The organism is Streptomyces globosus (assembly GCF_003325375.1).
Lineage (GTDB): Bacteria > Actinomycetota > Actinomycetes > Streptomycetales > Streptomycetaceae > Streptomyces > Streptomyces globosus_A.
This window is the reverse complement of record NZ_CP030862.1, coordinates 463,332-488,218: the sequence shown is the minus strand read 5'-3', so window position 1 is coordinate 488,218 and position 24,887 is coordinate 463,332. Positions and strand designations below refer to the sequence as shown.

General features: G+C 73.0%; 24 protein-coding genes. 11 read left to right on the top strand and 13 right to left on the bottom strand.

Going from position 1 to position 24,887, the window contains the following annotated elements:
* Positions 1 to 8: 8 nt before the first annotated feature.
* The 3 genes from mqnP to C0216_RS02310 are packed head-to-tail and all read right to left on the bottom strand — an operon-like array spanning position 9 to position 2,859.
* Complete coding sequence (gene mqnP, locus C0216_RS02320; protein ID WP_114058403.1) at positions 9 to 938, bottom strand: menaquinone biosynthesis prenyltransferase MqnP; 930 nt, start codon at positions 936 to 938, stop codon at positions 9 to 11.
* The gene (locus tag C0216_RS02315; protein ID WP_246042277.1) at positions 938 to 1,405 is read right to left on the bottom strand and encodes a hypothetical protein; all 468 of its coding nucleotides are present in this window, start codon (positions 1,403 to 1,405) and stop codon (positions 938 to 940) included. Before C0216_RS02315 ends, mqnP begins: the two co-directional genes overlap by 1 nt.
* Positions 1,402 to 2,859: a menaquinone biosynthesis decarboxylase gene (locus C0216_RS02310; protein ID WP_114053638.1), complete on the bottom strand. Its 1,458-nt coding sequence runs from the start codon at positions 2,857 to 2,859 to the stop codon at positions 1,402 to 1,404. The genes C0216_RS02315 and C0216_RS02310 overlap by 4 nt, the downstream gene beginning before the upstream one ends.
* 89 nt (positions 2,860 to 2,948) lie before the next feature.
* On the opposite strand from C0216_RS02310, the gene C0216_RS02305 reads away from it, so the two are divergent.
* Complete coding sequence (locus C0216_RS02305) at positions 2,949 to 3,344, top strand: PLD nuclease N-terminal domain-containing protein (RefSeq protein ID WP_114053637.1); 396 nt, start codon at positions 2,949 to 2,951, stop codon at positions 3,342 to 3,344.
* Positions 3,345 to 3,363: 19 nt separating this feature from the next.
* On the opposite strand, the gene C0216_RS02300 is transcribed toward C0216_RS02305, so the two are convergent.
* The 7 genes from C0216_RS02300 to hemL all read right to left on the bottom strand — a co-directional run bounded on the left by C0216_RS02300 (position 3,364) and on the right by hemL (position 10,228).
* Positions 3,364 to 3,825 (bottom strand): SRPBCC domain-containing protein, encoded by a 462-nt coding sequence (locus C0216_RS02300; protein WP_114053636.1) that lies wholly within the window; start codon positions 3,823 to 3,825, stop codon positions 3,364 to 3,366.
* 87 nt (positions 3,826 to 3,912) lie between these two features.
* Positions 3,913 to 4,995 carry a c-type cytochrome biogenesis protein CcsB gene (ccsB, locus tag C0216_RS02295; protein WP_114053635.1) on the bottom strand — a complete coding sequence of 361 codons (1,083 nt, stop codon included), beginning with the start codon at positions 4,993 to 4,995 and terminating at the stop codon, positions 3,913 to 3,915.
* The gene (gene resB / locus C0216_RS02290; RefSeq protein WP_114053634.1) at positions 4,992 to 6,737 is read right to left on the bottom strand and encodes a cytochrome c biogenesis protein ResB; all 1,746 of its coding nucleotides are present in this window, start codon (positions 6,735 to 6,737) and stop codon (positions 4,992 to 4,994) included. The genes ccsB and resB overlap by 4 nt, the downstream gene beginning before the upstream one ends.
* 13 nt (positions 6,738 to 6,750) lie before the next feature.
* Positions 6,751 to 7,530 carry a cytochrome c biogenesis CcdA family protein gene (locus C0216_RS02285; protein WP_114053633.1) on the bottom strand — a complete coding sequence of 260 codons (780 nt, stop codon included), beginning with the start codon at positions 7,528 to 7,530 and terminating at the stop codon, positions 6,751 to 6,753.
* 4 nt (positions 7,531 to 7,534) lie between these two features.
* Entirely contained in the window at positions 7,535 to 8,155 is a 621-nt protein-coding gene (locus C0216_RS02280) for a TlpA family protein disulfide reductase (RefSeq protein ID WP_114053632.1), read from the bottom strand.
* A 67-nt stretch (positions 8,156 to 8,222) separates the two neighbouring features.
* A complete protein-coding gene (locus tag C0216_RS02275; protein ID WP_114053631.1) occupies positions 8,223 to 8,897 on the bottom strand; it encodes a histidine phosphatase family protein in 675 nt (224 codons plus the stop codon).
* Positions 8,894 to 10,228, bottom strand: coding sequence for a glutamate-1-semialdehyde 2,1-aminomutase (gene hemL / locus C0216_RS02270; RefSeq protein ID WP_114053630.1), 1,335 nt, complete (start codon positions 10,226 to 10,228; stop codon positions 8,894 to 8,896). The genes C0216_RS02275 and hemL overlap by 4 nt, the downstream gene beginning before the upstream one ends.
* A 134-nt stretch (positions 10,229 to 10,362) precedes the next feature.
* On the opposite strand from hemL, the gene C0216_RS02265 reads away from it, so the two are divergent.
* Positions 10,363 to 10,977 (top strand): hypothetical protein, encoded by a 615-nt coding sequence (locus C0216_RS02265; protein WP_162793102.1) that lies wholly within the window; start codon positions 10,363 to 10,365, stop codon positions 10,975 to 10,977.
* 103 nt (positions 10,978 to 11,080) lie between these two features.
* A complete protein-coding gene (locus C0216_RS02260) occupies positions 11,081 to 11,818 on the top strand; it encodes a Mut7-C RNAse domain-containing protein (protein ID WP_114053629.1) in 738 nt (245 codons plus the stop codon).
* Between the two features lie 27 nt (positions 11,819 to 11,845).
* Here C0216_RS02260 and C0216_RS02255 read toward each other — a convergent pair whose 3' ends face one another.
* Positions 11,846 to 12,400: a hypothetical protein gene (locus tag C0216_RS02255; RefSeq protein WP_246042275.1), complete on the bottom strand. Its 555-nt coding sequence runs from the start codon at positions 12,398 to 12,400 to the stop codon at positions 11,846 to 11,848.
* A 212-nt stretch (positions 12,401 to 12,612) separates the two neighbouring features.
* Between C0216_RS02255 and C0216_RS02250 the strand changes: the two genes are divergently transcribed.
* Complete coding sequence (locus C0216_RS02250) at positions 12,613 to 13,374, top strand: SDR family NAD(P)-dependent oxidoreductase (RefSeq protein WP_114053628.1); 762 nt, start codon at positions 12,613 to 12,615, stop codon at positions 13,372 to 13,374.
* Positions 13,375 to 13,567: 193 nt separating this feature from the next.
* Here the strand turns inward: C0216_RS02250 and C0216_RS02245 are convergent, their stop codons facing one another.
* On the bottom strand, positions 13,568 to 14,761 hold the full coding sequence (locus C0216_RS02245; protein ID WP_114053627.1) for an RtcB family protein: 1,194 nt from the start codon (positions 14,759 to 14,761) through the stop codon (positions 13,568 to 13,570).
* A 192-nt stretch (positions 14,762 to 14,953) separates the two neighbouring features.
* On the opposite strand from C0216_RS02245, the gene C0216_RS02240 reads away from it, so the two are divergent.
* From C0216_RS02240 to C0216_RS02230, 3 genes are all read left to right on the top strand, one after another.
* Positions 14,954 to 15,841, top strand: a complete 888-nt coding sequence (locus C0216_RS02240) for a DUF3558 domain-containing protein (RefSeq protein WP_114053626.1) — start codon at positions 14,954 to 14,956, stop codon at positions 15,839 to 15,841.
* A gap of 171 nt (positions 15,842 to 16,012) precedes the next feature.
* Positions 16,013 to 16,792: a DUF3558 domain-containing protein gene (locus C0216_RS02235; RefSeq protein WP_114053625.1), complete on the top strand. Its 780-nt coding sequence runs from the start codon at positions 16,013 to 16,015 to the stop codon at positions 16,790 to 16,792.
* Positions 16,793 to 16,914: 122 nt separating this feature from the next.
* Positions 16,915 to 18,417 (top strand): DUF2637 domain-containing protein, encoded by a 1,503-nt coding sequence (locus C0216_RS02230; protein WP_114053624.1) that lies wholly within the window; start codon positions 16,915 to 16,917, stop codon positions 18,415 to 18,417.
* A gap of 84 nt (positions 18,418 to 18,501) precedes the next feature.
* Here C0216_RS02230 and lysS read toward each other — a convergent pair whose 3' ends face one another.
* On the bottom strand, positions 18,502 to 20,226 hold the full coding sequence (gene lysS, locus C0216_RS02225) for a lysine--tRNA ligase (protein ID WP_114053623.1): 1,725 nt from the start codon (positions 20,224 to 20,226) through the stop codon (positions 18,502 to 18,504).
* Between the two features lie 216 nt (positions 20,227 to 20,442).
* Here lysS and argS point away from each other — a divergent pair, with 216 nt between their 5' ends.
* The 4 genes from argS to C0216_RS02205 all read left to right on the top strand — a co-directional run bounded on the left by argS (position 20,443) and on the right by C0216_RS02205 (position 24,828).
* Positions 20,443 to 22,236 carry an arginine--tRNA ligase gene (gene argS / locus C0216_RS02220; RefSeq protein ID WP_114053622.1) on the top strand — a complete coding sequence of 598 codons (1,794 nt, stop codon included), beginning with the start codon at positions 20,443 to 20,445 and terminating at the stop codon, positions 22,234 to 22,236.
* 157 nt (positions 22,237 to 22,393) lie between these two features.
* Positions 22,394 to 23,002 (top strand): NAD(P)H-dependent oxidoreductase, encoded by a 609-nt coding sequence (locus C0216_RS02215; RefSeq protein WP_114053621.1) that lies wholly within the window; start codon positions 22,394 to 22,396, stop codon positions 23,000 to 23,002.
* 121 nt (positions 23,003 to 23,123) lie between these two features.
* Positions 23,124 to 23,915: a hypothetical protein gene (locus C0216_RS34040; protein ID WP_216827050.1), complete on the top strand. Its 792-nt coding sequence runs from the start codon at positions 23,124 to 23,126 to the stop codon at positions 23,913 to 23,915.
* Positions 23,916 to 24,021: 106 nt separating this feature from the next.
* Complete coding sequence (locus C0216_RS02205; RefSeq protein WP_114058399.1) at positions 24,022 to 24,828, top strand: VOC family protein; 807 nt, start codon at positions 24,022 to 24,024, stop codon at positions 24,826 to 24,828.
* Positions 24,829 to 24,887 lie beyond the last annotated feature (59 nt).

The window sequence follows — 24,887 nt, the reverse complement described above, 5'->3', positions numbered from 1 at the left end:
CTTTCGGGTTACCAGTGCAGGCCGCGGACCACCAGGTCCAGGAGGGCGCACGCGAAGAGCGCGATCCCGATGAAGCCGTTCACCGTGAAGAACGCCCGGTTCAGGCGGGACAGGTCGTGCGGGGTGACGATCGTGTGCTCGTAGAGGAACGCCGCGACGACGACCGCCAGGCCGATCCAGAACAGCACGCCCGCGCCCGTGGCCACCGCGTACCAGGCCAGGAGGGCCGTGGTGACGGCGTGGGCGCCGCGGGCGCCCCACAGGGCGGCCGGGACGCCGAAGCGGGCCGGGACGGACCTGACACCCTCCGCCCGGTCGGCGGCCACGTCCTGGCAGGCGAAGATCAGGTCGAAGCCGCCGATCCACACGCCGACGGCCAGGCCCAGGATCACCGCGTCCCACGACCAGGCGCCGGTCACCGCGAGCCAGGCGCCGACCGGGCCCATCGCCTGGGCGAGGCCGAGGATGGCGTGCGGGTAGTTCGTGAACCGCTTGCCGTACGGGTAGACCACCATCGGCACGACCGCCACCGGCGCCAGCATCAGGCACAGCGGGTTCAGCAGGGCCGCCGCCCCGAGGAACACCGCCAGCGCGATCCCGGCCCCGGTCCACGCAGAGCGGACCGACACGGCGCCGGTGACCAGCTCGCGGCCCGCGGTGCGCGGGTTCCGGGCGTCGATCTCGCGGTCGATGATCCGGTTCGCGGCCATCGCGAAGGTCCGCAGCCCCACCATGCAGACGGTGACGAGCAGCAGCTCGGCCCAGTGGACGGTGCGGTCGGCCTGGAACATCGCGGTCAGCGCGGCGATGTAGGCGAAGGGCAGCGCGAAGACGGAGTGCTCGATCATCACGAGCCGCAGGAACGCCTTCACCCTGCCGGGGGCCTGCGGTGCGGCGGGCCCGGTGCCGGGGCCGGCGACCCCGTCGGCGGTGGTCATCATGCGAGGGCCCTCCGGAAGTCCGCCAGGTCCGCGAGCAGGTCAGCGGTCGCCACCGGGCCCGTGGCGAGGGTCCAGGGGCCGCCGTCGTGGCCCTCGGGCGGGGTCACGCGGGCGGTGAAGGCCCAGCCGCCGTCCGCCGGGGCGCCGTCGAGGGCGAGTACGTCGCCGGCCTCCACCGTGAACGGCCCGGCGGCCGCGACGGCCGCCTGGAGCTGCTCGGCGAAGCCGTCGGCCTCGGTGTCGCGCAGTCCGGGCAGCTCGAAGCCGTCGCCTTCGCCGTCGTGCTCGGTGAGCAGGGTCCAGACGTTGCCGGGTCCGGCGAACTCCTCGGGGGAGACGCCCGCCTCCCGCGCCGCCTGGACGAGGTCCGGGTCGGCCGGGTCGAGCTGCGGGCGGACCAGGGCCACGTACGCGGTGTCGTCGCCGAGGAACAGGGCAGGGCCGGCCATGGCGCCGGCGCTCACAGCCCGTACTCCTTCCAGCGCCGGTCGACGAGAGCCGCCGTCGCCGGGTCGGACTCGACCATGTCGGGCCAGCCGCCGTCGCGGGTGTAGCCCTCCTCGGGGAGCTTCTTCGTCGCGTCGATGCCCGCCTTGCCTCCCCAGAACTGCTGGTAGGAGGCGTGGTCGAGGTGGTCGACGGGGCCCTCTACGACGGTGAGGTCGCGGGAGTAGTCGGTGTTGCCGAGTGCCCGCCAGGCGACCTCGTGCAGGTCGTGGACGTCGCAGTCCTTGTCGACCACCACGATCAGCTTCGTCAGGGACATCATGTGCGCGCCCCAGATCGCGTGCATGACCTTCTGGGCGTGCTTGGGGTACTTCTTGTCGATCGAGACGATCGCGCAGTTGTGGAAGCCGCCCGACTCCGGCAGGTGGTAGTCCACGATGTCCGGGACGATGATCTTCAGCAGCGGCAGGAAGAACCGCTCCGTGGCCCGGCCCAGCGGGCCGTCCTCGGTGGGCGGCCGGCCGACCACGATGGACTGGAGCAGCGGCCGCTTCCGCATCGTGATGCAGTCGATCTTGAGCGCGGGGAACGGCTCCTGCGGGGTGTAGAAGCCGGTGTGGTCGCCGAACGGGCCCTCGGGGAGCATCTCGCCGGGCTCCAGCCAGCCCTCGACCACGACCTCCGCCTGCGCGGGGACCTGGAGCGGGACGGTCTTGCAGTCGACCATCTCGATCCGCTTGCCGGCGACGAACCCGGCGAACAGGTACTCGTCGATGTCGCCGGGCAGCGGCGCGGTCGACGCGTAGGTGACGGCCGGCGGGCAGCCGAACGCGATGGCGACCGGCAGCCGCTCGCCGCGCTCCGCGGCGACCGCGTAGTGGTTGCGGCTGTCCTTGTGGATCTGCCAGTGCATGCCGATGGTGCGCTTGTCGTGGCGCTGGAGGCGGTACAGGCCGAGGTTGCGGACGCCGGTCTCGGGGTGCTTGGTGTGCGTCAGGCCCAGGTTGAAGAACGAGCCGCCGTCCTTCGGCCAGGTGAACAGGGCGGGCAGCCGGTCCAGGTCGACGTCGTCGCCGGTGAGGACGACCTCCTGGACGGGCGCCGCGTCCGCCTTCACCTTCTTCGGCGGGACGTGCACCATCGAGCCGAGCTTGCCGAAGGCCTCGCGGACGCCGACGAAGCCCTGGGGCAGCTCCGGCTTGAGCAGGCCGCCGATCTTCTCGCTGATCTCGGCGTAGGACTTCAGGCCGAGGGCCTTCAGCAGGCGGCGGTCGGTGCCGAAGACGTTCATCGCCAGGGGCATGTCGGAGCCCTTGACGTTCTCGAACAGCAGGGCCGGACCGCCCGCCTTGTTCACTCTGTCGACGATCTCCCCTACCTCCAGGTACGGGTCGACTTCGGCCTTGATGCGCTTGAGGTCGCCCTCCCGCTCCAGGGCCCGGAGCAGCGAGCGGAGATCGTCGTAAGCCATAGGGGCCAGTATCCGTCACCGGATACGCTGGACCTGTCACCGGGGCCGTCGATGCGAACCCCGCCATTGCTCACAAGGGGCTGCTCCACATGATCCGGGCGCTGATGTTCATCCTGCCGCTGGCGCTGACGATCTATGCGTTCATCGACTGCCTCAACACCCCCGAGGACGAGGCCAAGCACCTCCCCAAGGTCGTCTGGGTCATCATCATCCTGCTCTTCTGGATCGTCGGCCCGATCGTCTGGTTCGCCGCGGGCAAGATGCGCCGTCCTCCGGTGGGCGGCCGTACGCCCTCCGAGTGGCACCGCAACCACCGGCACGAGTGGGTCGCCCCCGACGACAACCCGGAGTTCCTCAGCTCCCTCCGCGAGGAGAACAAGAAGGACGAGGCCCTCCTCAAGGACTGGGAGGCGGACCTGCGGCGCCGCGAGGAAGAGCTGAAGCGGCGCGAGCAGGGCGAGGAGAAGGACAAGGGGCAGTCCTAGCGGGTGTCCCGCCACGGTCTCAGTGGGGCGGGGCAGCCGATCGCCCCGGGCCTGGGGCCGTGGCCGTCAGCACGGCTTCCAGCCGCTCGAAGCGGTCATGCCAGACGGCCAGGCCGCGTGCGCAGTCGCTGTCGGAGCCGTGCCGGTCGTCGGTGAAGCGGACCAGCGTGGAGTCCGTGCCCAGCGGCTCCAGGTGGAAGCGGATCCGGTCGTTCTCGTCCACCGTGTACTCCGCGACCCGTTCGACGTCCCAGGCCGTGACCCGGCCCGAGACCGTCTCGTCCTCGTCGAGCCAGTGCAGGGTCACGGCCCCGCCCAGGTGCCGTTCCAGCACGTCCGCATCCGCGAGCCAGCGGCGCAGCCCCTCCGGCGTGGTCAGGGCCGGCCAGACCGTCTCGTAGGCGCACGGCAGGTGCGGCTCGAAGTGCAGCAGGTAGCGGTCGCCGCTCCGGCGCTCGCTTGTGCCTTGCGGTGTCGGCATGGCACCAGCGTCGCCCTGGAGGCGCGGCCGCGCACCTCGGGCCCAAGCCCGGGGTGCGCGGCCGCGCGTGTACGGAGGACCGGGGGCTCAGACGCCCGCGTACGAGTGCTTGCCGTTGAGCAGGATGTTCACGCCGTAGTAGTTCCAGACCCAGCAGGCGAAGGCGAAGAGGGCCAGGTAGGCGGCCTTGCGGCCCTTCCAGCCGGCGGTGGCGCGGGCGTGCAGGTAGGCGGCGTACGCCACCCAGGTGACGAAGGACCAGACCTCCTTGGGGTCCCAGCCCCAGTAGCGGCCCCAGGCGTCGCCGGCCCAGATGGCGCCCGCGATGATCGTGAACGTCCACAGCGGGAAGACGGCCGCGTTGATGCGGTAGGAGAACTTGTCGAGCGAGGCGGCCGACGGGAAGCGCTCCAGCACCGAGGCGGCGATCTTCGAGGGGGTGCCGCCGGAGGCGATCTTGGCCTCGTACGAGTCGCGCAGCAGGTAGAGCACGGCGCCGGCCGCACCGAGGTAGAAGACGGCGCCGCAGAAGATCGCGGTGGAGACGTGGATCCACAGCCAGTACGAGTGCAGCGCGGGGACGAGCTGGTCGCTGTCGGTGTACAGCCAGGTGGTGGCGACGCCGAGGTCGAGCAGGACGGTGGTGATCAGGATCAGGCCGAGCCAGCGGACGTTCTTCTTCAGGGCGAGGAGCGCCAGGTACGTGCCGACGGCCACCGTGGAGAAGGTGATCGAGAACTCGTACATGTTGCCCCAGGGGGCGCGCTGCACGGAGGCGGCGCGGGCGACGACGCCGCCGGCCTGGAGGAGGAACCCGAGGACGGTCAGCGAGACGGCGATCCGGCCGTACAGGTCGCCCTGGGCGGTGCCGCCGGCGGCGCCGGGGCCGTCGGGGACGTCGCGGGAGCCGGGCGCGGACCGGGTGACGACCTTCGGCTTGTCCAGGACGGCGGTCGTGCCCTGGGAGCGGACCTGCACGGCGGGCGCGGCGGCCGCGGCGGGTGCGGTCGTCAGGGCCGCCGCGGTGCGGGCGACCTTGCTGCGGCTGCCGAAGGTCCACTCGGCGATGTGCGCGAGGAAGGCGAGCGTGTAGACCGCCATCGACGAGTAGACGAGGTAGTTGCTGATCTGCGCGAGGTTCTCGTTGACCTCGGCTGCGAGCGGCGTCATCCGCGCTCTCCTTCGACGGTTTCCGTGACAGGTCGTTCGGGCGCCGTGGGCGCCTGCTCGTGGAGGGCGGCGGCGAGCTGCCCCAGCTCCTCGGGGAGCCTGGCGGACTCGCTGCGGCCGAGTCCGGCCATCTCGACGACGGTGGTGCCGTCCGGGCCGGGGACGGCGCGGACCCAGATGCGGCGGCGCTGGATGAACAGCGACGCGGCGAGGCCGCCGATGGCGGCGACCGCCCCGCCGAGGGCGAGGCCGCTGCCGGGCTGGGCGGTGACGGAGAAGGTCGCCCAGCGCTCGATGCCCTCGAACCTGACGGTGCCGGCGCCGTCGGGGAGCTCCATGGTCTCGCCGACGAGCATGCGCTTCTTCAGCAGCTGCCCGTCGGCGTCCTTGAACTCCTTCATCTTGGCGGTGTTCAGCTGGTACACGTTCTGCGGCAGACCGGAGTCGACGCCGAGGCTGCCGTGGTAGGCGCTGAGGGCGAGGACGGGGAACTTCAGGTCGGGGAACTGGGAGAGCATGGTGCCCTGGCCGGCGCCCGCGAAGGTCGGCACGAAGAGGGCGTTGAAGCCGAGCTGCTCCTTGACGCCGTCCTTGTTGCGGTAGCCGTCGGTGACCTTGACGGCGCCGGAGGAGCTGAGGTTGCCGTCGAACGGCAGCATCGGGACGGCGTCCTTGTAGACGACCTTGCCGGAGGGGTCGGTCACCGAGATGACCGGTGCGTAGCCGTGGCCGAGCAGGTAGACCTTGGCGCCGTCGACCTCCAGGGGCTTGTTGACCTGGATCCGGCGCTTCTGCGGTGTGCCGTCGGCGCCCTTGTGGAAGGTGACGTAGGCGGTGAAGTCGCGGGCGGTGCCCTTCTGGGGGCCGGATTCCTCGTAGCTGGCGGAGAAGTCGTCGAGTGTGAAGGAGAACGGCGGCAGGTCGTCGGTGCTGAAGAAGCTTCCGGACTTGAAGTCGTCGTACTGGGTGAGGGTGTTCGCGAAGCCGCTGCCGCGCAGGACGAGCTTGCCGCCCTCCGACTTGAAGAGCTGGCCCCAGGCGAACGCCACCAGCATCACGATCAGCGACAGGTGGAAGACGAGGTTCCCGGCCTCGCGCAGGTAGCCCTTCTCCGCGGCGACGGAGCCCTTGCCGGGATCGGTGCGGAAGCGGCCGCGGCCCAGGAGGGCCCTGGCGTGGGCGAGGACCTGCTCGGGCGGGGTGTCGGTGCGCCAGGTCGCGTACGCGGGCATGCGGTCCAGGCGGCGCGGGGCGCCGGGCGGGCGGCCCGTGAGCTGGCCGACGAACTGCCAGGTGCGGGGGATGATGCAGCCGATGAGGGAGACGAACAGCAGCAGGTAGATCGCGGAGAACCACACCGAGCTGTAGACGTCGAAGAGCTGGAGCTTCTCCGCGACCGGCACCCAGAACGCGTGGTCGCGCTTCCAGTCGGCGACCTTCAGCTCGTCGACCTGGTTCTGCGGGATGAGGGAGCCGGGGATGGAGCCCAGCGACAGCAGGAACAGCAGGATCAGCGCGACCCGCATGGAGGTGAGCTGCCGCCACATCCAGCGGGCCCAGCCGAGCACGCCGATGCCGACGGGGCCGGGGCCGTCCTCCGCGGGGGCGGTGGACAGCTGGGCGCCGGCGGCGGAGTCGGAGGAGTCGGCTTCGGAGTCGGCCCGGTCGGTGCCGGGGCGGTCGGAGGGTTCGTCCGCGGGCGGGTGCTGCGCCTCTGCGGACGCCTTGTCGGTCGTACTCATGTCCGTGTAGTCCTCAGATCCCCACCGTGAAGCCTTGGGTCCAGCTCTGCATGTCGTTCACGATGCTGCCCCACACTCCTGTGACGAGCAGCAGGCCGGTCGCGATCAGCATGCCGCCGCCGATGCGCATCACCCACGCATAGTGCCGCTTCACCCAGCCGAACGCGCCCAGCGCCTTGCGGAACGCGACCGCGGCAACGATGAACGGGATCCCCAGGCCCAGGCAGTAGGCGACGGTCAGCAGGGCGCCGCGCCCGGCGCTGGCCTGGTCGAGGGAGAGCGTGGTGACGGCGGCGAGGGTCGGGCCCATGCAGGGGGTCCAGCCGACGCCGAAGAGCACCCCGAGCAGGGGCGCGCCCAGCAGGCCGGCCGCCGGCTTCCGGTGGAAGCGGAACTCGCGCATCGTCAGGCCGGGGATCGCGCCCATGAAGAACAGCCCGAGGAGGATGACCAGGCCGCCCATGACCCGGGAGATGACCTCCTTGTTGCCGAGCAGGACGCTGCCGAACTGCCCGAAGAGGGCTCCCGTCGAGACGAAGACGGCGGTGAAGCCGAGGATGAACAGGCTCGCGCCGGCCACCATGCGGCCCCGCCGGGCCTCGGCGAGGTCGGCTCCGCTGACGCCGGTGACGTAGCTGAGGTAGCCGGGCACGAGCGGCAGCACGCACGGCGAGAAGAAGGAGACGAGGCCCGCCAGTACGGAGATGGGCAGGGCCAGCAGGAGGGCGCCGGACAGGACCGTGGTGTTCACGCCGGCCGGCTCGGCGGCCAGGGTGAGGAGCTCGGGGACCACGGGGTCACTGCTCCGCGAGCAGCGGGTCGATCATCGAGCGCAGCTGCTGCTCGCCCAGCGGGGCCAGGGTGCGCGCGGCGATCTTCCCCTCCTTGTCGAGGACGATCGTGGAGGGGATGGCGTTCGGGTTGAGGTTGCCGGCCGGGAAGCGGAGCAGGAGCTTGCCGGAGGGGTCGTACAGACTCGGGTACGTGATCTTGAAGTCGGCCTCGAAGGCGGCCGCGTTCTGCTTGCTCGTGTCGCGGGTGTTGATGCCGACGAAGGCGACGGGCTTGCCGGCGTCGGCGAGCTCCTGGGACACCTTCGCGAAGGACGGTGCCTCGGCCCGGCAGGGCGGGCACCACGAGCCCCACACGTTGAGGACGACGATCTTGCCCTTGAGCTCGGTCGTGTCGAGGGTCTTGCCGTCGACGGTCTCCCCGTCGAGCTTCGGCGCGTCGACGCGCTCGCCCTTGGCGACGGTGGAGATGCCGCTGGGGCCCGTCACGTAGTTGCCGCCGGATCCCGAGGACTTGGCGCCGTCCTCGCACGCCGTCAGGGTCAGGGCGCCTGCGGCGGCCACGGCGGTCAGCAGGAGGGCGCGGCCGCGGGCGGGGCGGCGGCGGGGGGCGCGGCCAGTTCTCATGTGAAAAGTTTCGCATGAGCGATTTGCCGATCTTCCGCGCCCCCCGGGGCCGGTGACAAGCCGCTGGTCAGGCCCCGAACGCCTTCGACTTGCCCTTGACGGGCCGCGCGCCGGCCAGCAGGTGCGGCGGGACCAGGTCGCGGGCGGGCTCGCTGTAGCCCACCGACACCAGACGGTCCCCCTGGTACGTGAACGAGGTCAGCGACGCCAGCGTGCACTGCCGGCGGCGCGGGTCGTGCCACAGGCGGCGCTTCTCCGCGAAGCTGCGGACGATCCAGATCGGCAGCTGGTGGCTGACCGCGACGGCCTCGTGGCCGCGGGCCGCGTCCCGCGCCGCCTCGATCGCGCTCATCATGCGGACGACCTGCTCCACGTACGGCTCGCCCCAGGACGGGCGGAACGGGTTGGTCAGGTGCCGCCAGTTGCCGGGCCTGCGCAGCGCGCCGTCGCCGACGCCGAAGGTCTTGCCCTCGAAGACGTTCTCCGCCTCCAGCAGCCGGGCGTCGGTCGCGATCTCCAGGCCGTGGGCCTTCGCGACGGGCTCCGCCGTCTCCTGGGCCCGCTCCAGCGGCGAGGAGACGACGTACGCGACGTCGCGGTCCCGGAGGTGCTCGGCGACCCGGTCGGCCATGCGGCGGCCCAGCTCGGAGAGGTGGTAGCCGGGGCGGCGGCCGTAGAGGACGCCGTCGGGGTTGTCGACCTCGCCGTGGCGCATCAGGTGGACGACGGTGGTGTCGCTCATGCGGAGGCCTCCGGGGCGGCCTGCGCGGCGGCGCGGGCGGCGGCGGGCAGGGCGGCGGCGATCCGCTCGACGGCGGCGTCGTCGTGGGCGGTGGAGACGAACCACGACTCGAAGGCGGACGGGGGCAGGTAGACGCCCTGCGACAGCATCGAGTGGAAGAACGCGTTGAAGCGGAAGGACTCCTGCTGCTTCGCCTCGTCGTAGTTGCGGACGGGGTCCGCGGTGAAGAAGACGGAGAACATGTTGGAGGCGGTCTGCACCCGGTGGGCGACGCCCTCCTTGGCCAGCGCGTCCGTGACCAGGCCCTGGATCCGCTCCGAGACGGCGTCGACCGCGGCGTACGCGGCGTCGTCGAGGAGGCGCAGCTGGGCGAGGCCGGCGGCGGTGGCGACGGGGTTCCCGGACAGGGTGCCGGCCTGGTAGACGGGGCCGGCGGGCGCGAGGTGGGCCATCACGTCGGCGCGGCCGCCGAACGCGGCGGCGGGGAAGCCGCCGCCCATGACCTTGCCGAAGGTCATCAGGTCGGGGCGGACGCCGTCGACGCCGTACCAGCCGGCCCGCGAGGTGCGGAAGCCGGTCATGACCTCGTCGGAGATGTACAGCGCGCCGTTGTCCCGGCACAGGTCGGCGAGGCCCTGGTTGAAGCCCTCGGCGGGGGTGACGACGCCCATGTTGCCCGGGGCGGCCTCGGTGATCACGCAGGCGATCTCGCCCGGGTGCGCGGCGAACGCGGCCCGTACCGCTTCGAGGTCGTTGTAGGGGAGCACGATGGTGTCGCCGGCCTGGGCGCCGGTGACACCGGGGGTGTCCGGAAGCGCGAAGGTCGCCAGACCGGAACCGGCGGCGGCGAGCAGCGCGTCCACGTGGCCGTGGTAGCACCCGGCGAACTTCACGACCTTGGAGCGGCCCGTGAAGCCGCGGGCCAGGCGGATCGCGGACATGGTCGCCTCCGTACCGGAGGACACCAGGCGGACCTGCTCGACCGGCTCGATCCGGGCGGTGATCTCCTCGGCGAGCGCCACCTCGCCCTCGCCGGGGGTGCCGAAGGAGGTGCCGCGGGCCACCGCGGCCTGGATGGCCTCGACCACGGCCGGGTGGGCGTGGCCGAGGATCATCGGCCCCCAGGAGCAGACGAGGTCGACGTACTCGCGGCCGTCGGCGTCGGTCAGGTACGGACCGGTACCGGACACCATGAACCGGGGCGTTCCGCCCACGGCGCGGAACGCGCGGACCGGAGAGTTCACGCCGCCGGGCGTCACGAGGGACGCGCGGTCGAAGAGAGTCTGCGAGACTTTGGCTTCATACGGGTACGGGTAGCTCACACGAGCCATGGTCTCATCAGGCCGCGACCGACTTGCGGACGGGCGTTTCACCGCGCCGCCCCGGGGGAGGTCACTGCCATGATGATCAGGCTGCGTGGCGGCAGCCGCGGGGCCGGGGCAGGCAAGACCAGTCGGGTGGAGATATGCAACGCGGTGGTGGACCGGGCGAGGGTACGGACGACCTCGACCCGAAGCGCGCCCGCGAGGCCCGCGAAGCCCGCCGCCGCGGCAGGCACCGCCGCCGCGCCGCGGACGCGGCCGAGCCCGTGCCCGCGCCGGCCGCGGAGGAGCTCGACAGCCTGGCGCCCAAGGGCCGCGGCATGGGCGTGACGTACAAGTACTTCGGCGCGCCGGACGGCGCGACGGCGGCCCGCGTGCCCGTGACCATGCGGCCGGAGGAGCTCGGCGGCGACGAGCTCGGCATGGGCGGCATGTTCACGAAGATCAAGCCGGAGACCATGGCGGCGATGGTGCTGACCGGCATCCAGGGCATACCCCTGCACAAGGTGCCGCCGCTGGAGCTGGTCGTCCTGCACCCGGACTACGCGGTGGTCAAGCTGCCGACGACGGTCGTGGACCCGCTGCGCGACGTCGGCGAGGAGTCCGTCGGCGCGGCCGCGTTCATCTGGTCCACGGTGCCCGACCGCGGGGGCCCGCGGGACGCGTTCAACGTCTACCAGCTGCTGCACGAATGGCAGGATTTCAGCCAGCGCCTCCACGAGGCGGGCCACCAGCCGTACTGCCTGGTCTGGCCCTGACCGGCCGCCGCGCGCGGGGTGCGCCCCGCACCGCCCGCCGCGGTGCGGCCGGGACCCCGTAATTCGGCCGCGCGGGCAGCCCCGCGATGGCATCCTGGGCAGCGTGAACGGACCCGGCATCCACCTCACCCTCGCCCCTGAACTCCGCCTGTTCGCCCCGCCCGCCCGGCGCGCCGAACGGGTCCCGACCGCCACGGACGGAGCCTCCAGCCTCGGCCACGTCGTCGAGTCCGCGGGTGTCCCGCTGACGGAGGTCGGCCGGCTCCTCGTCGACGGCCGCGAGGAGCCCTTCTCGTACGTGCCCCGCCCCGGCGAGAGCGTCGAGGTGCTCGGCGTGGACCGGCCGCAGCAGGTCGCCGGCGCCCCGCTGCGGTTCCTCCTCGACGTGCACCTGGGCACCCTCGCGCGCCGCATGCGGCTGCTCGGCGTGGACGCCGCCTACGAGAACGAGGACATCGGCGACCCCGCCCTCGCCACCCGCTCCGCGGACGAGCGGCGCGTGCTGCTCTCCCGCGACCGCGGGCTGCTGCGCCGCCGCGAGATCTTCGCCGGCGCGTACGTGTACAGCGACAACCCCGACGAGCAACTGCGGGATGTCCTGGGCCGGTTCGCGCCCGCGCTCGCCCCGTGGACGCGCTGCACCGCCTGCAACGGGACACTGCGCGACGCCGACAAGGAGAGCGTCGGCGACCGCCTGCAGAGCGGCACGCACCGCTCGTACGACGTGTTCGCGCAGTGCACGTCCTGCGAGCGCGTCTACTGGCGGGGCGCGCACCACGCCCGCCTGGAGCGCATCGTCACCGACGCGGTCGAGGAGTTCGGGGGCGTGGCGGCGCCGTAGGGCCTGTCCGCCGTGGGCGCGCGCCGGTCAGAAGGCGTAGGTGTCGCCCGTGTCCAGGGCGAGGACCGCGTGCTGGTTGTTGGCGAGGTCGCGGTCGGCGGCGCCGCCGTCCCACCAGGTGTCGATGCGGACGACGACCTCGGGGACCGGCTCCTTCAGGCCCAGCACGAGCCCGATGTGCCGGCCCTGCCCGTGCCGGGGCAGCGGCCCGGTCTCGCAGACCACCTCGCGCGCCCCGGCCCGTACGCAGCCCGCCGCCAGGTCCTGCCGGTCGGCGAGCTCGGCGGACAGGCGCAGCCGCACGGTGGAGTCGGGGAGCTCGGAGGGCCCCTCGTTCCACGGCACGAGCCACACCCGCAGCTCGCCCCGGGAGAGGGCGACCCTGCCGTGGTAGGCCACGTCGGCCTCCGGGGCGGCCGCGGCCGCCGCGGCAGGCCCGCCGGGGTCCGGGCCGGCGGTCCCGGCTGCCGCGGCCGCGCCGGGGGCGCCGCACAGCAGCCCCACCGCGCCGGCCAGACCTGCGAACCCCATCACCACACTGCGAGCGGCACCACGGCGCACCGCCACCACCTCCTCGTCCACGCGCGGAGGCTAGCCCGCGGCCGCACCCGGCCGGTCGGACCATCACACGAACGAGGGCGGGTCCTCCCCCATCCGGCAGGCCCCCGCACCGCGGCGGGCGGGCCCGTGCCCGGCGGCGGCCCGCGCCTATGCTGGCGGTTGTCCGCCGTACGAACACACACACGCACGCGCGCACCCCACCGCGCGCGGGCGCCATGCAGGAGGAGCCGCACATGAGCACGGCCACCCGGACCGCCGTAGTCACCGGCGCGAGCAGCGGCATCGGCGCGGCCACCGCCCGGCAGCTGGCCGAGGCCGGCTACCGCGTCGTCCTCACCGCCCGCCGCAAGGACCGCATCGAGGACCTCGCCGCCGAGCTGGGCGCGGCCGGGCTGTCCGCGGCCGCGTACGCCCTGGACGTCACCGACCGGGCCGCCGTCGACGCCTTCGCCGCCTCCCTCGACCGCTGCGACGTCCTGGTCAACAACGCGGGCGGGGCGCTCGGCGCCGACCCGGTCGCCACCGGCGACCCCGCCGACTGGCGCACGATGTACGAGGTCAACGTCATCGGCACCCTGCACGTCACCCAGGCCCTGCTGCCCGCCCTGACCGCCTCCGGCGACGGCACCGTCGTCGTGCTGTCGTCCACGGCGGGGCACGGCACGTACGAGGGCGGCGCCGGCTACGTCGCCGCGAAGAACGGCGCCCGTGTCCTGGCGGAGACGCTGCGCCTGGAGATCGTCGGCCTGCCGGTGCGCGTCATCGAGATCGCCCCGGGCATGGTCAGGACGGAGGAGTTCGCGAAGACCCGCTTCCGCGGCGACGAGGAGAAGGCGGCCAGGGTCTACGCGGGCGTGGCCGAGCCCCTCACCGCCGAGGACGTGGCCGACACGATCGCCTGGGCGGTGACCCGCCCCTCCCACGTCAACATCGACCTGCTGGTCGTCCGCCCCCGCGCCCAGGCCTCGAACACGAAGGTCCACCGCGAGCTCTGAGTACCCCGGCCGCGCCCGGGGAACGAGCCGGGCGGCCCCTCAACCCCGTCCGGGTGACTGCGCACGCCCTGACGCTGACTCCCCGCCGACCTGCTGCTCGACGGGGACCCGGGCTGACCCGGAACCGACGGAGGAGCCCCGGCCGGCCGGTGCCGGCCGGGGCTCCTCCGTCCCCCCGTGTCCGCGTGCGGGCTCAGCCCTTCACGCAGATGACCTGCCTGAGCCTGGCCACGACCTCGACCAGGTCGGTCTGCTGGTCGATGACCTGCTCGATGGACTTGTAGGCGCCGGGGATCTCGTCCACCACGCCGGTGTCCTTGCGGCATTCGACGCCCCTGGTCTGCTCCGCCAGGTCCCGCGCCGAGAACCGCTTCTTCGCCGCCGTGCGGCTCATCTTCCGGCCCGCCCCGTGGGAGGCCGAGTTGAAGGACAGCTCGTTGCCGAGGCCCTTCACGATGTACGAGCCCGTGCCCATCGAGCCCGGGATGATCCCGTAGTCGCCGCTGCCGGCGCGGATCGCGCCCTTGCGGGTGACCAGCAGGTCCATGCCGTCGTACCGCTCCTCCGCCACGTAGTTGTGGTGGCAGCTGATCTCCCGCTCGAAGGAGACCTTCGCCTTGCGGAACTCCCGCCGGACGACCTCCTTGAACAGGCTCATCATCGCGGCCCGGTTGTACTTGGCGTACTCCTGCGCCCAGAAGAGGTCGCTGCGGTACGCCTCCATCTCGGGCGTCGCCGCGAGGAAGACCGCGAGGTCCCGGTCGACGAGGTTCTGGTTGTGGTCGAGGCCCCGCGCCACGCCGATGTGGTGGTCGGCGAGCTCGTTGCCGATGTTCCGGGAGCCCGAGTGCAGCATGAGCCACACCGAGCCCGCCTCGTCGAGGCAGAACTCGATGAAGTGGTTGCCGCTGCCCAGCGTGCCGATCTGCTTCGCCGCCCGCTCGCGCCGGAACTTCACGGCGTCCGCGAGGTGGTCGAAGCGGTCCCACAGCCGCGCGTACCCCTCCACCGGGAACCCGTACAGCCGGTCGGCGGCGACGGGGTCGCGGTGCATGCCCGCCCCGACCGGGATCGCCCGCTCGATCTTCGACCGGAGCCCCGACAGGTCGCCCGGCAGGTCGTTCGCCGTCAGGGAGGTCTTCACGGCGGACATGCCGCAGCCGATGTCGACGCCGACGGCCGCCGGGCAGACGGCGTCCTTCATCGCGATCACCGAGCCGACCGTGGCGCCCTTGCCGTAGTGGACGTCCGGCATGACGGCCAGGCCCTTGATCCACGGCAGGGTGGCGGTGTTCTGGAGCTGCCGCATGGCACTCGGCTCGACGGACGCCGGATCGGTCCACATCCGGATGGGGACGTGCTCCCCTGCAACCTCGAAGTGCGACATAACGGCTTAATCCCCCGAAAACCATGGAAAAATCAGAATCTGCAAAACCCTCGCTCATGCCCCCAAAGCAGACAGGGGACCGGCGCCGGGACCGGCGTGTGCGATAGACATTGTGTCCATCCGCGCCCAAAGCGCGGCAACGCATTTTCCTGACCGCCGGGCGGCCGGGGCGGTCGAAGGGAGCCAGAGGACGTGCAGCGCAAGGCGGTACGGCGGGTCCTGCCGGGCATCGCGGTGCTCACCGCACTCATGGCCGGCATGGCCGGCCTGACCGGGTGCACCGGCGGAGGCGGCGGCGGGGCCGACACCGATTCGAAGTCCGGCGACAGCTCCCCCTCCCCCGCGCCCGCCGGGAAGTACCGCAGCCTGCCCTCCCCCTGCCGGTCGGTCGACGGCAAGCGGCTGCGGACCATGCTGCCGGCCGCGCCCGGCCTCACCGAGGAGGACCGCGAGCGGATCTACGCCGGGGCCGCCGACACCTCCTACGACGCCGACCGGCACGTCGGCTGCCGCTGGAGCGCGCAGACGCCCGAGGAGACCCGCCTGCTCTCGGTCGGCTTCGAGCGGGTCGTCTCGTACGACCGGACCGCCATGAGCGACGACGACAAGGCCCGCCAGGTCTACGTCCGCCGCCTCACCGACGCCCGCCTGCCCTTCCCCGGCCCCGCCGCCACCCCCGGCACCCCGGCCTCCCCCGGCGCCGCCCCGGCGTCGAGCCCCGCGCCCGCGGCCCCGCCGGCCTCCCCGCCGCCGGCCCCCACCGGTGCGCCCCCTGCCTCCGGGTCCCCCGCCGCGCCGGGCAGCAGCGCACCCACGCCGTCGCCGTCCCCGTCCGAGCTCGGCTCCCGCGTCCTCGAAGGCCTCGGCGCCGAGGCGTTCATCGAGGACAAGCTGGGCGCGGCCGGCGCCAGCGCCGCCCAGTCCCGCACCGTGCGGGTCGTCTTCCGCACCGCGAACGTCATCGTCACCGTCGAGTACAGCGTCCAGCCCGCCGTGCCCGGCGCCGTCCCCTCCAGCACCGAAACCCAGGACAAGGCGCGGCAGCTGGCGCAGGCGCTCGTCGAGCGCTTCAGCGACTGACGGCGGCGGCCGGGCCCCGCGGCACCCCGGCGCGACACCCCGGCGTGACGGCGCGCACAGCAGCCGCGCGCCCGGTGGGGCTACCGTTGCACGGGTCCCGCGCCCGCGCCGCGTCCGTACCGCGCCCCCACCGCTCCACACGAACGCGTCCCTCAACGTAGTGAAGGAACCATGCACCGATCTGCTTCGCGCCTCACCCGGGTGCTCGCCTGCGCCGCCGTCGTCCCGGTCATATTCGCCGCCGCCGGATGCTCGTCCGACTCGGACAAGGGCAAGGGCTCCGGATCCGGCGACGGCAAGAAGTCCGGCGCGTCGGCGTCCGCCACGCCCGGCGGGAAGCCGAAGGTCGAGCTGGAGAAGGCCCGCTTCGCCACGCTCCCCGAGCCGTGCAAGACCCTCCAGTCCAAGACCGTCGAGACCCTCGTCCCGGACGCGAAGGACACCAACGGCACGGCGACCAAGTCCAACGACCTGGGCAGCCGCGCCAGCTGCTCCTGGAACGGCCTGAAGACGGACGGCCTGAAGGGCTCCCAGTACCGCTGGCTGTCGGTCTCCCTGGTCCGCTACGACTCCCACGCCTCCCTCGGCAGCGCCACCAAGCGCGCCGAGGAGCAGTACGCCAAGCAGATCGAGACCGCGAAGGCCACCGAGGGCGCGGCCGACGTCAAGGCCGAGGCCGTCGCCGAGACCGGCGACCAGGCCACCTCCATCGTCTTCGGCGTGAAGAAGGACGTGGACTTCGCGAACACGACGGTCGTCGCGCGCACCCACAACGTGGTCGTCACCCTCGACTACAACGGCGCCGCCTACGAGGGCGCCGGGGCACCGGATCACGCCAAGCTGCTCCAGGACGCCGTCGCCGCCGCCAAGGAGATCGTCGCCTCCGTCGACGCCGCCAACCAGGAGCAGAAGCAGCCCGAGCAGCAGCCTTCCCCGGCCGCGTCCCAGTAGCAGGCACCGACGCCGCGGCGCGCAGCGGACCGGGCACCCTTACTGGAGGCTGACATTCAGTCACCCGTACAGTCACCCGTACGCTGTGCCTGCCGTGGCACGACAAGGGGAGGAGATCGCGGGTGGCCGCGATGCAGCTGACTCGTACGCACCGAATACTCATCGGCGTGGTCGTCGCGGGTGCCGTCGTCATCGCGGGGATCGGCTTCGCGGGCTCGTACTCCGCGGTCCGCGAACTCGCGCTGAAGAAGGGGTTCGGGGACTTCTCGCTGGTCTTCCCGATCGGCATCGACGCGGGCATCTGCGTCCTGCTGTCGCTGGACCTGCTGCTGACGTGGATCCGGATCCCCTTCCCGCTGCTGCGCCAGACGGCGTGGCTGCTGACCGCGGCGACGATCGCGTTCAACGGCGCCGCGGCCTGGCCCGACCCGCTGGGCGTCGGCATGCACGCGGTGATCCCCGTGCTGTTCGTCGTCACCGTGGAGGCGGCCCGGCACGCGGTGGGCCGGATCGCCGACATCACCGCGGACCGGCACATGGAGGGCGTCCGCATCACGCGCTGGCTGCTCTCCCCCATCCCCACCTTCAAGCTGTGGCGCCGGATGAAGCTGTGGGAGCTGCGCTCCTACGAGCAGGCCGTCGGGATGGAACAGGACCGGCTGATCTACCAGGCCCGGCTCCAGGCCCGGTACGGGCGCGCCTGGCGCCGCAAGGCGCCGGTCGAGGCGCTGATGCCGCTGCGGCTGGCCCGCATCGGCGTACCGCTGTCGCAGACGGCCCCCGAGGGGCTGGCCGCGGCCGGCATCGAGCCCGCGCTGCTGCCGCCCGTGGAGACGGCGGCGACGGCCCCCGCGCTGGCGGCGGGCGCGGCGGCCGCGCAGCCGCAGGCCGTGGCCGTGGCCGGTCCGGGCGGACAGGCGCCGCAGGGCCCGCACGGACAGCCGGTGCCGGCCGGGCCCGGGCAGGACGCGCCGGCCGGGGTGCAGGCGCAGCCCGGGACCCCGGCGCAGCCCGAGACCCCGGCGCAGGCCGAGGCCCGGGCGGCCTGGCTGCAGGCCCACGGCCTCCCGCACCACGCTCCGCCGCCGTTCGCCGTGGATCCGACGGCCATGCCCGCGGCCCACAACAGCGCCTGGTTCGCCGCGCCGAAGGCTCCGCAGACCGCGTACGAAAGCGGCTACAACCCGCAGTACGTCGAGGGCCTGGAGCCCACCCCGGTGCTGCCGCCGACCGGCCCCGAGCTGCCGGACACCGAGCAGGACCTGGCCGACCGGCAGGCCCTCGCCGCCCAGCTCGAGGCCCGCGCCGCCCAGCGCGCCCTGGACGCCCAGGCGGAGACCGACGGCCAGGGCGCCCTCTTCCCGGCCGCACCGGAGGGGGCGGCGTCCGCGGAGGCGGAGGCGGAGGCCGAGATCGACGAGGTGAAGTTCGCGGAGGCCGCGTACGAGGTCTTCCGGGCGTACATCGACGAGAACGGCGGCTTCCCGACCCCGGAGCAGCTGGAGATACACCTCCAGGACCGCATGGGGATCGTGCACCCGCGCAGCGCCTCCGCCCTGCGCCGCCTGATGCCGGAGCTGAAGCAGCGCTACCAGCGCGACCTGGAGAACGAGCACATCGCCTGAGCGCCTCCGGCGCCGCCCGGGCGGTGAGGAAGCGGAAAGGGGGCCCGCCGGACGTCCGGCGGGCCCCCTCCGTCGTACGGCCGGTCAGACCGCCAGCAGCTTGCGGACGCGGTCCGCGCCGACCGCCAGCAGCAGCGTCGGCAGGCGCGGGCCGGTCTCACGGGTGACGAGCAGGCGGTACAGCAGCGCGAAGAAGCTGCGCTGCGCGACCTTCAGCTCGGGCGTCGGCTTGGCGTCGGGCTCCAGCCCGGCCATCACCTTCGGCACGCCGTAGACGAGCGTGGTCAGCCCGTCGAGCGACCAGTGCGAGTCAAGGCCCTCCAGCAGCAGCGCCAGCGAGCGGCGCGCCTCGTCGTCCAGTGAGGCGAGCAGCTCCGTGTCGGGCTCCTCGCGCACCAGGGTCCGCTGGTCGGCCGGGACCTGGGTGGTGATCCAGTTCTCGGCGCGGTCCAGGCGCGGCCGGACCTCGTCGAGGGAGGCCAGCGGCTGCGACGGGTCGAGGTCCGCCAGGATGCGCAGCGTCTGCTCGTCGTGGCCGGCGGTGATGTCGACGACCGAGGCGAGCGTGCGGTACGGCAGCGGGCGCGGGGTGCGCGGCAGCTCGTGCGAGGCGACGCGCACGGCGCGGGTGTGCGCGGCGGCGTCGGCGGGGAGCACCGAGCCGTCGGCGACCTTCGCCTCCAGCTTGTCCCACTCGTCGTACAGGCGCTGGATCTCCTGGTCGAAGGCGATCTTGAAGCTCTGGTTCGGCCTGCGGCGGGCGTACAGCCAGCGCAGCAGCTGCGGCTCCATGATCTTCAGCGCGTCGGAGGGGGTCGGGACGCCGCCCTTCGAGGACGACATCTTGGCCATGCCGCTGATGCCGACGAACGCGTACATCGGGCCGATCGGCTGCTCGCCGCCGAAGATGTGCACGATCTGGCCGCCGACCTGGAAGGACGAGCCGGGCGAGGAGTGGTCGACACCGGACGGCTCGAAGACGACGCCCTCGAAGGCCCAGCGCATCGGCCAGTCGACCTTCCAGACGAGCTTGCCGCGGTTGAACTCCGACAGCTTCACCGTCTCGGTGAACTCGTCCTCGGTGCAGACGTACGTCAGCTCGGTCGTCTCGTCGTCGTACGAGGTGACCTTGGTGAAGTCCTTGCCGCACTCGCCGCAGTACGGCTTGTACGGGAAGTACTCGGCGCCCTCGGCGCTGCCGTCGTCCTCGCCGGCCGCGCCGGAGCCCTCGGCGGCCTCCAGCTCGGCCTCGTCGACCGGCTTCTGCGACTTCTTCGCGGCCTTCGGCTTGGTGCGGTACTGGGCGAGGACGGCGTCGATGTCGCCGCGGTGCCTCATCGCGTGCAGCACCTGCTCGCGGTACGCGCCCGAGGTGTACTGCTCGGTCTGGCTGATCGGGTCGTACTCGACACCGAGCTCGGCCAGGGCCTCGACCATGGCGGCCTTGAAGTGCTCGGCCCAGTTCGGGTAGGGGGACCCCTCGGGCGCGGGCACGGAGGTCAGCGGCCGGCCGATGTGCCCGCCGTGCGACTCCTCCGTGACGCCCGCAATGCCCTTGGGCACCTTGCGGTAGCGGTCGTAGTCGTCCCACGACAGGACGTGGCGGACCTCGATGCCGCGGCGGCGGATCTCGTCGGCGACCAGGTGCGGGGTCATGACCTCGCGCAGGTTGCCCAGGTGGATCGGGCCGGAGGGGGAGAGTCCGGACGCGACGACGACAGGTTTGCCGGGTGCTCGGCGCTCCGCCTCGGCGATGACCTCGTCCGCGAAACGGGAGACCCAGTCGGTCTCGGTGCTGCTCTGAGCCACGACACGTCCTTCTATCTCGAATGCTGGCTTCAGCCATTCTCCCAGACGGAACCCGCCGCTCCTTGGTTGCCCGGCGGCCGGTACAAGGTGCCCGGCGGCCGGTACAAGCCGGGAAACGGGATGCGGCCGCGTGGGATACTCGGCCCTTGTCGGAACGAACAACCCCGCGCCCCGGCGGACACCGCGCCAGGGGCACACTCACAGGAACGGCAGCTCATGGCCTCGGTCCCTTCCCTCGCCTCCTCCGTCCACCAGCGCGTCGCCGACGCCCTCGCCTCCGCCCTGCCGGAGGCCGGTGCGGCCGACCCGCTGCTGCGACGAAGCGACCGGGCCGACTTCCAGGCCAACGGCATCCTGGCGCTGGCGAAGAAGGCCAAGGCCAACCCGCGCGAGCTGGCGGCCACCGTCGTGGGCGGCCTCGACAAGGGCGGCGTCATCGAGGAGATCGAGGTCTCCGGCCCCGGCTTCCTCAACATCACCGTCTCCGACCGGGCGATCGTCGAGACGCTCGCGGCGCGCGCCGCCGACGACCGCCTCGGCGTCCCCGTCAACCCGGATGCCGGCACCACCGTGATCGACTACGCGCAGCCGAACGTGGCCAAGGAGATGCACGTCGGCCACCTGCGGTCGGCGGTCATCGGCGCGGCGATGGTCGAGATCCTCGAATTCACCGGCGAGCAGGTCGTGCGCCGCCACCACATCGGCGACTGGGGCACCCAGTTCGGCATGCTCATCCAGTACCTGATCGAGCACCCGCACGAGCTGGACCACAAGGCCGCGGAGCCGGCCGCCGGGGACGCCGACGCCGCCGAGGCGGCCGGCGAAGAGGCCATGTCCAACCTGAACCGGCTGTACAAGGCGTCGCGCGCGCTCTTCGACGCCGACGAGGAGTTCAAGACCCGCGCCCGCGCCCGCGTCGTCGACCTCCAGGCCGGCGACGAGCAGACCCTCGCCCTGTGGCAGCGGTTCGTCGACGAGTCGAAGATCTACTTCTACTCGGTCTTCGACAAGCTCGACATGGACATCCGCGACGCCGACATCGTCGGCGAGTCCGGCTACAACGACATGCTCGCCGAGACCTGCCGCCTGCTGGAGGAGTCCGGCGTCGCCGTCCGCTCCAACGGCGCGCTGTGCGTCTTCTTCGACGAGTACAAGGGCCCCGACGGCCAGCCCACCCCGCTGATCGTCCAGAAGTCCGACGGCGGCTTCGGCTACGCCGCCACCGACCTGTCGGCGATCCGCGACCGCGTCGGCAGCCTCAAGGCGAGCACCCTGCTGTACGTGGTCGACGCCCGGCAGTCGCTGCACTTCAAGATGGTCTTCGAGACCGCCCGCCGCGCCGGCTGGCTCCAGGAGGGCACCAAGGCCGTCCAGCTCGCCTTCGGCACCGTGCTCGGCGCCGACGGCAAGCCGTTCAAGACCCGCGAGGGCGAGACGGTCCGGCTGGTCGACCTGCTCGACGAGGCCGTCGACCGGGCCACGGCCGTCGTCCGCGAGAAGGCGGAGAAGGCCGGCCTGAGCGAGCCCGAGATCGTCGAGAACGGCCGGCACGTCGGCATCGGCGCCGTCAAGTACGCCGACCTGTCCACGTCCGCCGCGCGCGACTACAAGTTCGACCTCGACCAGATGGTCTCGCTCAACGGCGACACCTCCGTCTACCTCCAGTACGCGTACGCCCGCATCCGGTCCATCCAGCGCCGCCTCGCCGACACCGCGCCCAAGGCGCACCCGGAGCTGCCGCTGGCGCCGGCCGAGCGCGCGATGGGCCTGCACCTCGACGGCTTCGGCGAGCTCATCGCCGACGCCGCCGCCGAGTACGCCCCGCACAAGCTCGCCGCGTACCTGTACCAGCTCGCCTCGCACCTGACCGCCTTCTACGACCAGTGCCCCGTCATGAAGGCCGACACCCCGGAGCAGCAGGAGAACCGCCTCTTCCTGATCGACCTGACGGCGCGGACCCTGGCCAAGGGCATGGGCCTGCTGGGCATCCGCACCCCCGAGAAGCTCTGACGCCTCGCGCGTCCCGCCTGCTCCGCGACGCCCCCGGGCCGGCAGCCCCGAGCTGCCGGGCCGGGGGCGGCTCCGTTTCGGGCGGGGGCCGCCAAGTACGGTGTCCCCGGCGGCCGTTGACGGAACCGGCGGCCGGTACGGGGAGGGCACGCACACGATGAAGGCAGGCGTCTACCTGGCGCACCCGCGGAGCGGGAGCTTCAACCACGCGCTGTTCGAGGCCGTCACGGCCGAACTCGCCGCCCGCGGCTGCGAGGTGCACGCGCACGACCTGTACGCGGAGGGGTTCCCGCCGGTGCTCGCGGCGCAGGAGACGGAGACGGTCGACGCGCCCGCCGCCGCCACGGACCCGCGGGTCGAGGCGCACCGCCGCGAGGTCGCCGGCCTCGACGCGCTGGTCTTCGTCCACCCCAACTGGTGGGGCATGCCGCCGGCCGTCCTGGCCGGCTGGGTCCAGCGGGTCCTCGTCCCCGGCGTCGCCTACAAGCTCGGCACGGCGCAGGGGGAGCCCGCCGGCCTGCTGCGCGCCGACCGCGCGCTGGTCCTGAACACCTCGGACACCCCCGAGGAGCGGGAGGCGGGCGAGTTCGGCGACCCGCTGCAGCGCATCTGGGCGGCGTGCGTCCTGCCGTACACCGGCGCGCGCGACGTCCGCCGCCGCGTCTTCCGCACCGTCTCCGACTCCACACCGCGGCAGCGCACCGCCTGGCTGGCGGAAGCCCGCGCCCTGGCCGCCGCCCTGGTCACGGACCCGCCCGCCGCCTGAGCGCCGTCCGGGACCCGGCAGGCCTGGCGACGGACCCGTGCGAGTCCGTACGATCACCTGACCGCGGCCGCGGCCGGGGGGTCCGGGGAACGGCACCGCGGGAGGCATGGGGAGACCGATCGTGGACCCGTTACGACTGGCACGCACCGCACTGCACGTCCTCACGGAGGCGGACGCCGGGGACACCCCGGCGCAGACCGCGCTGCCCGCCCGCATACGAAGGCTGGCGGAGGACCGGCTGCGCGCCACCGCCTCGGGCACGGTGGCCCTGCACCGCCTGCGGACCGCCCCGGGCGGTGCTTCGACCACCATGGCCGAGATCGTCCTGGCCGACGAGGCCGACCGGGACCCGGCCTTCGCGGCGGCGCTGCGGGAACTGCTGGAGGAACTGGGGGAGGCGCCCGGGGCGCCGGAGGCCTCCCCGCCGGAGCGGGACGCCGGACGGACGGGCCCTGCGGCGGAGGCGGCGCCCGCGGAGGCCGCGGCTCCGGCCCGGGCTCCCGGGGCGGCGCCGCAACCGGCGCAGGCCGCGCCGCAGCCCCTGCCGGGGACATCGCAGCCGTGGAAGGCGGGCGGGGACGGCCCGGGACGGGCCGGACCGGAGGCCGCGCCGGGCCCGCAGTCCGCCCCCGCCGGGCCGGCGCGGGCAGTCGGGCGGACGCCGCCGGCCGGGCGGGCCGTGCGGGCGTCCTTCCTCGCCGGGGCGGCCGCCACCACGGCGCTCGCCGCGACCGGCGGCCGGGTGCCCGGCTTGCTGTGGCCGCTGCTGCTGGTGCTCGCCGTCACCGGAATGGCCTGCGCGCGCTCCGCCGTTCGCCGCCCGTTCCGTCCGCTGCCGGCGGCGGGCCTGCTGCTGAACCTGGCGGTGCTCGCCCTGCTCCTCGCCGACGCCGTCACCGGCCGGGCGTTCTAGCGGGGACCGACCACCCGTTCGGCCCGATTCCTGCCGTCCGGGCCGGGGGTAGGGACGTGCCGTCTGTCCGTCCCTCCCCACCCGCCCCGGAGGCCCCGTGCCCCTCATGACCGGCTCGTACCGGCCCGGCACCCCGTGCTGGATCGACCTGATGGTGCCCGACCAGCAAGCCGCCCTCGACTTCTACGCCGGCCTCTTCGGCTGGACCGGCGAGATCGGCCCGCCCGAGACCGGCGGCTACTCCGTCTGCGAGTACAAGGGGCAGCCGGTCGCCGGGATCATGAAGGCGATGAACCCGGACGGCTCCGTCCCCGACCCGATGCCCCCGGCCGCCTGGACCACGTACCTGGCCGTGCACGACGTGCACGAGGTGGTCAGAGCGAGCACCGCGGCCGGCGGCGGCACCCTGGTCGACCCGACCGAGGTCATGGACCTCGGCCGGATGGCCGTCCTCTCCGATCCCACCGGCGCCGTCTACGGCATCTGGCAGGCCGGTACCTTCCAGGGCGCCGGAATCGTCAACGAGGACAACACCCTCGCCTGGAACGAGCTGGCGACCAGCGACCCCGCCAAGGCCGCCGCGTACTACGCCAGGATCCTGCCGATCACCCCGGCCGCGTCCGAGATGCCGGGCGCCGAGGGCTACACCGAGCTCAAGGTCAACGACCGGGTCGTCGGCGGCATGATGTCCCTCGACCGTCACCCGAAGGGCACCCCGCCGCACTGGCTGCCGTACTTCCGCGTGGCCGACGCCGACGCGGCCCAGACCGCCGCCGAACGCGCCGGCGGCAGCGTCATGGCCCCCGCCTTCGACATGCCGGCCGGCCGCATGGCCGTCCTGGCGGACCCGCAGGGCGCCGTGTTCGCGGTGATCACGCCGAGCGAGGCTCCGGAGCAGCCGGACCCGATGTGACGGGCGGGCCGGCCCTTTGCCGCCGCTGACGGGCCGCCGCCGACGAGCCGCCGCCGACG

Coding starts and splice junctions, on each gene's coding strand:
- mqnP (WP_114058403.1), bottom strand. CDS start 938: ATGACCACCGCCGACGGGGTCGCCGGCCCCGGCACCGGGCCCGCCGCA.
- C0216_RS02310 (WP_114053638.1), bottom strand. CDS start 2,859: ATGGCTTACGACGATCTCCGCTCGCTGCTCCGGGCCCTGGAGCGGGAG.
- C0216_RS02305 (WP_114053637.1), top strand. CDS start 2,949: ATGATCCGGGCGCTGATGTTCATCCTGCCGCTGGCGCTGACGATCTAT.
- C0216_RS02300 (WP_114053636.1), bottom strand. CDS start 3,825: ATGCCGACACCGCAAGGCACAAGCGAGCGCCGGAGCGGCGACCGCTAC.
- ccsB (WP_114053635.1), bottom strand. CDS start 4,995: ATGACGCCGCTCGCAGCCGAGGTCAACGAGAACCTCGCGCAGATCAGC.
- resB (WP_114053634.1), bottom strand. CDS start 6,737: ATGAGTACGACCGACAAGGCGTCCGCAGAGGCGCAGCACCCGCCCGCG.
- C0216_RS02280 (WP_114053632.1), bottom strand. CDS start 8,155: ATGAGAACTGGCCGCGCCCCCCGCCGCCGCCCCGCCCGCGGCCGCGCC.
- C0216_RS02275 (WP_114053631.1), bottom strand. CDS start 8,897: ATGAGCGACACCACCGTCGTCCACCTGATGCGCCACGGCGAGGTCGAC.
- hemL (WP_114053630.1), bottom strand. CDS start 10,228: ATGGCTCGTGTGAGCTACCCGTACCCGTATGAAGCCAAAGTCTCGCAG.
- C0216_RS02265 (WP_162793102.1), top strand. CDS start 10,363: ATGCAACGCGGTGGTGGACCGGGCGAGGGTACGGACGACCTCGACCCG.
- C0216_RS02250 (WP_114053628.1), top strand. CDS start 12,613: ATGAGCACGGCCACCCGGACCGCCGTAGTCACCGGCGCGAGCAGCGGC.
- C0216_RS02245 (WP_114053627.1), bottom strand. CDS start 14,761: ATGTCGCACTTCGAGGTTGCAGGGGAGCACGTCCCCATCCGGATGTGG.
- C0216_RS02235 (WP_114053625.1), top strand. CDS start 16,013: ATGCACCGATCTGCTTCGCGCCTCACCCGGGTGCTCGCCTGCGCCGCC.
- argS (WP_114053622.1), top strand. CDS start 20,443: ATGGCCTCGGTCCCTTCCCTCGCCTCCTCCGTCCACCAGCGCGTCGCC.
- C0216_RS02215 (WP_114053621.1), top strand. CDS start 22,394: ATGAAGGCAGGCGTCTACCTGGCGCACCCGCGGAGCGGGAGCTTCAAC.
- C0216_RS02205 (WP_114058399.1), top strand. CDS start 24,022: ATGACCGGCTCGTACCGGCCCGGCACCCCGTGCTGGATCGACCTGATG.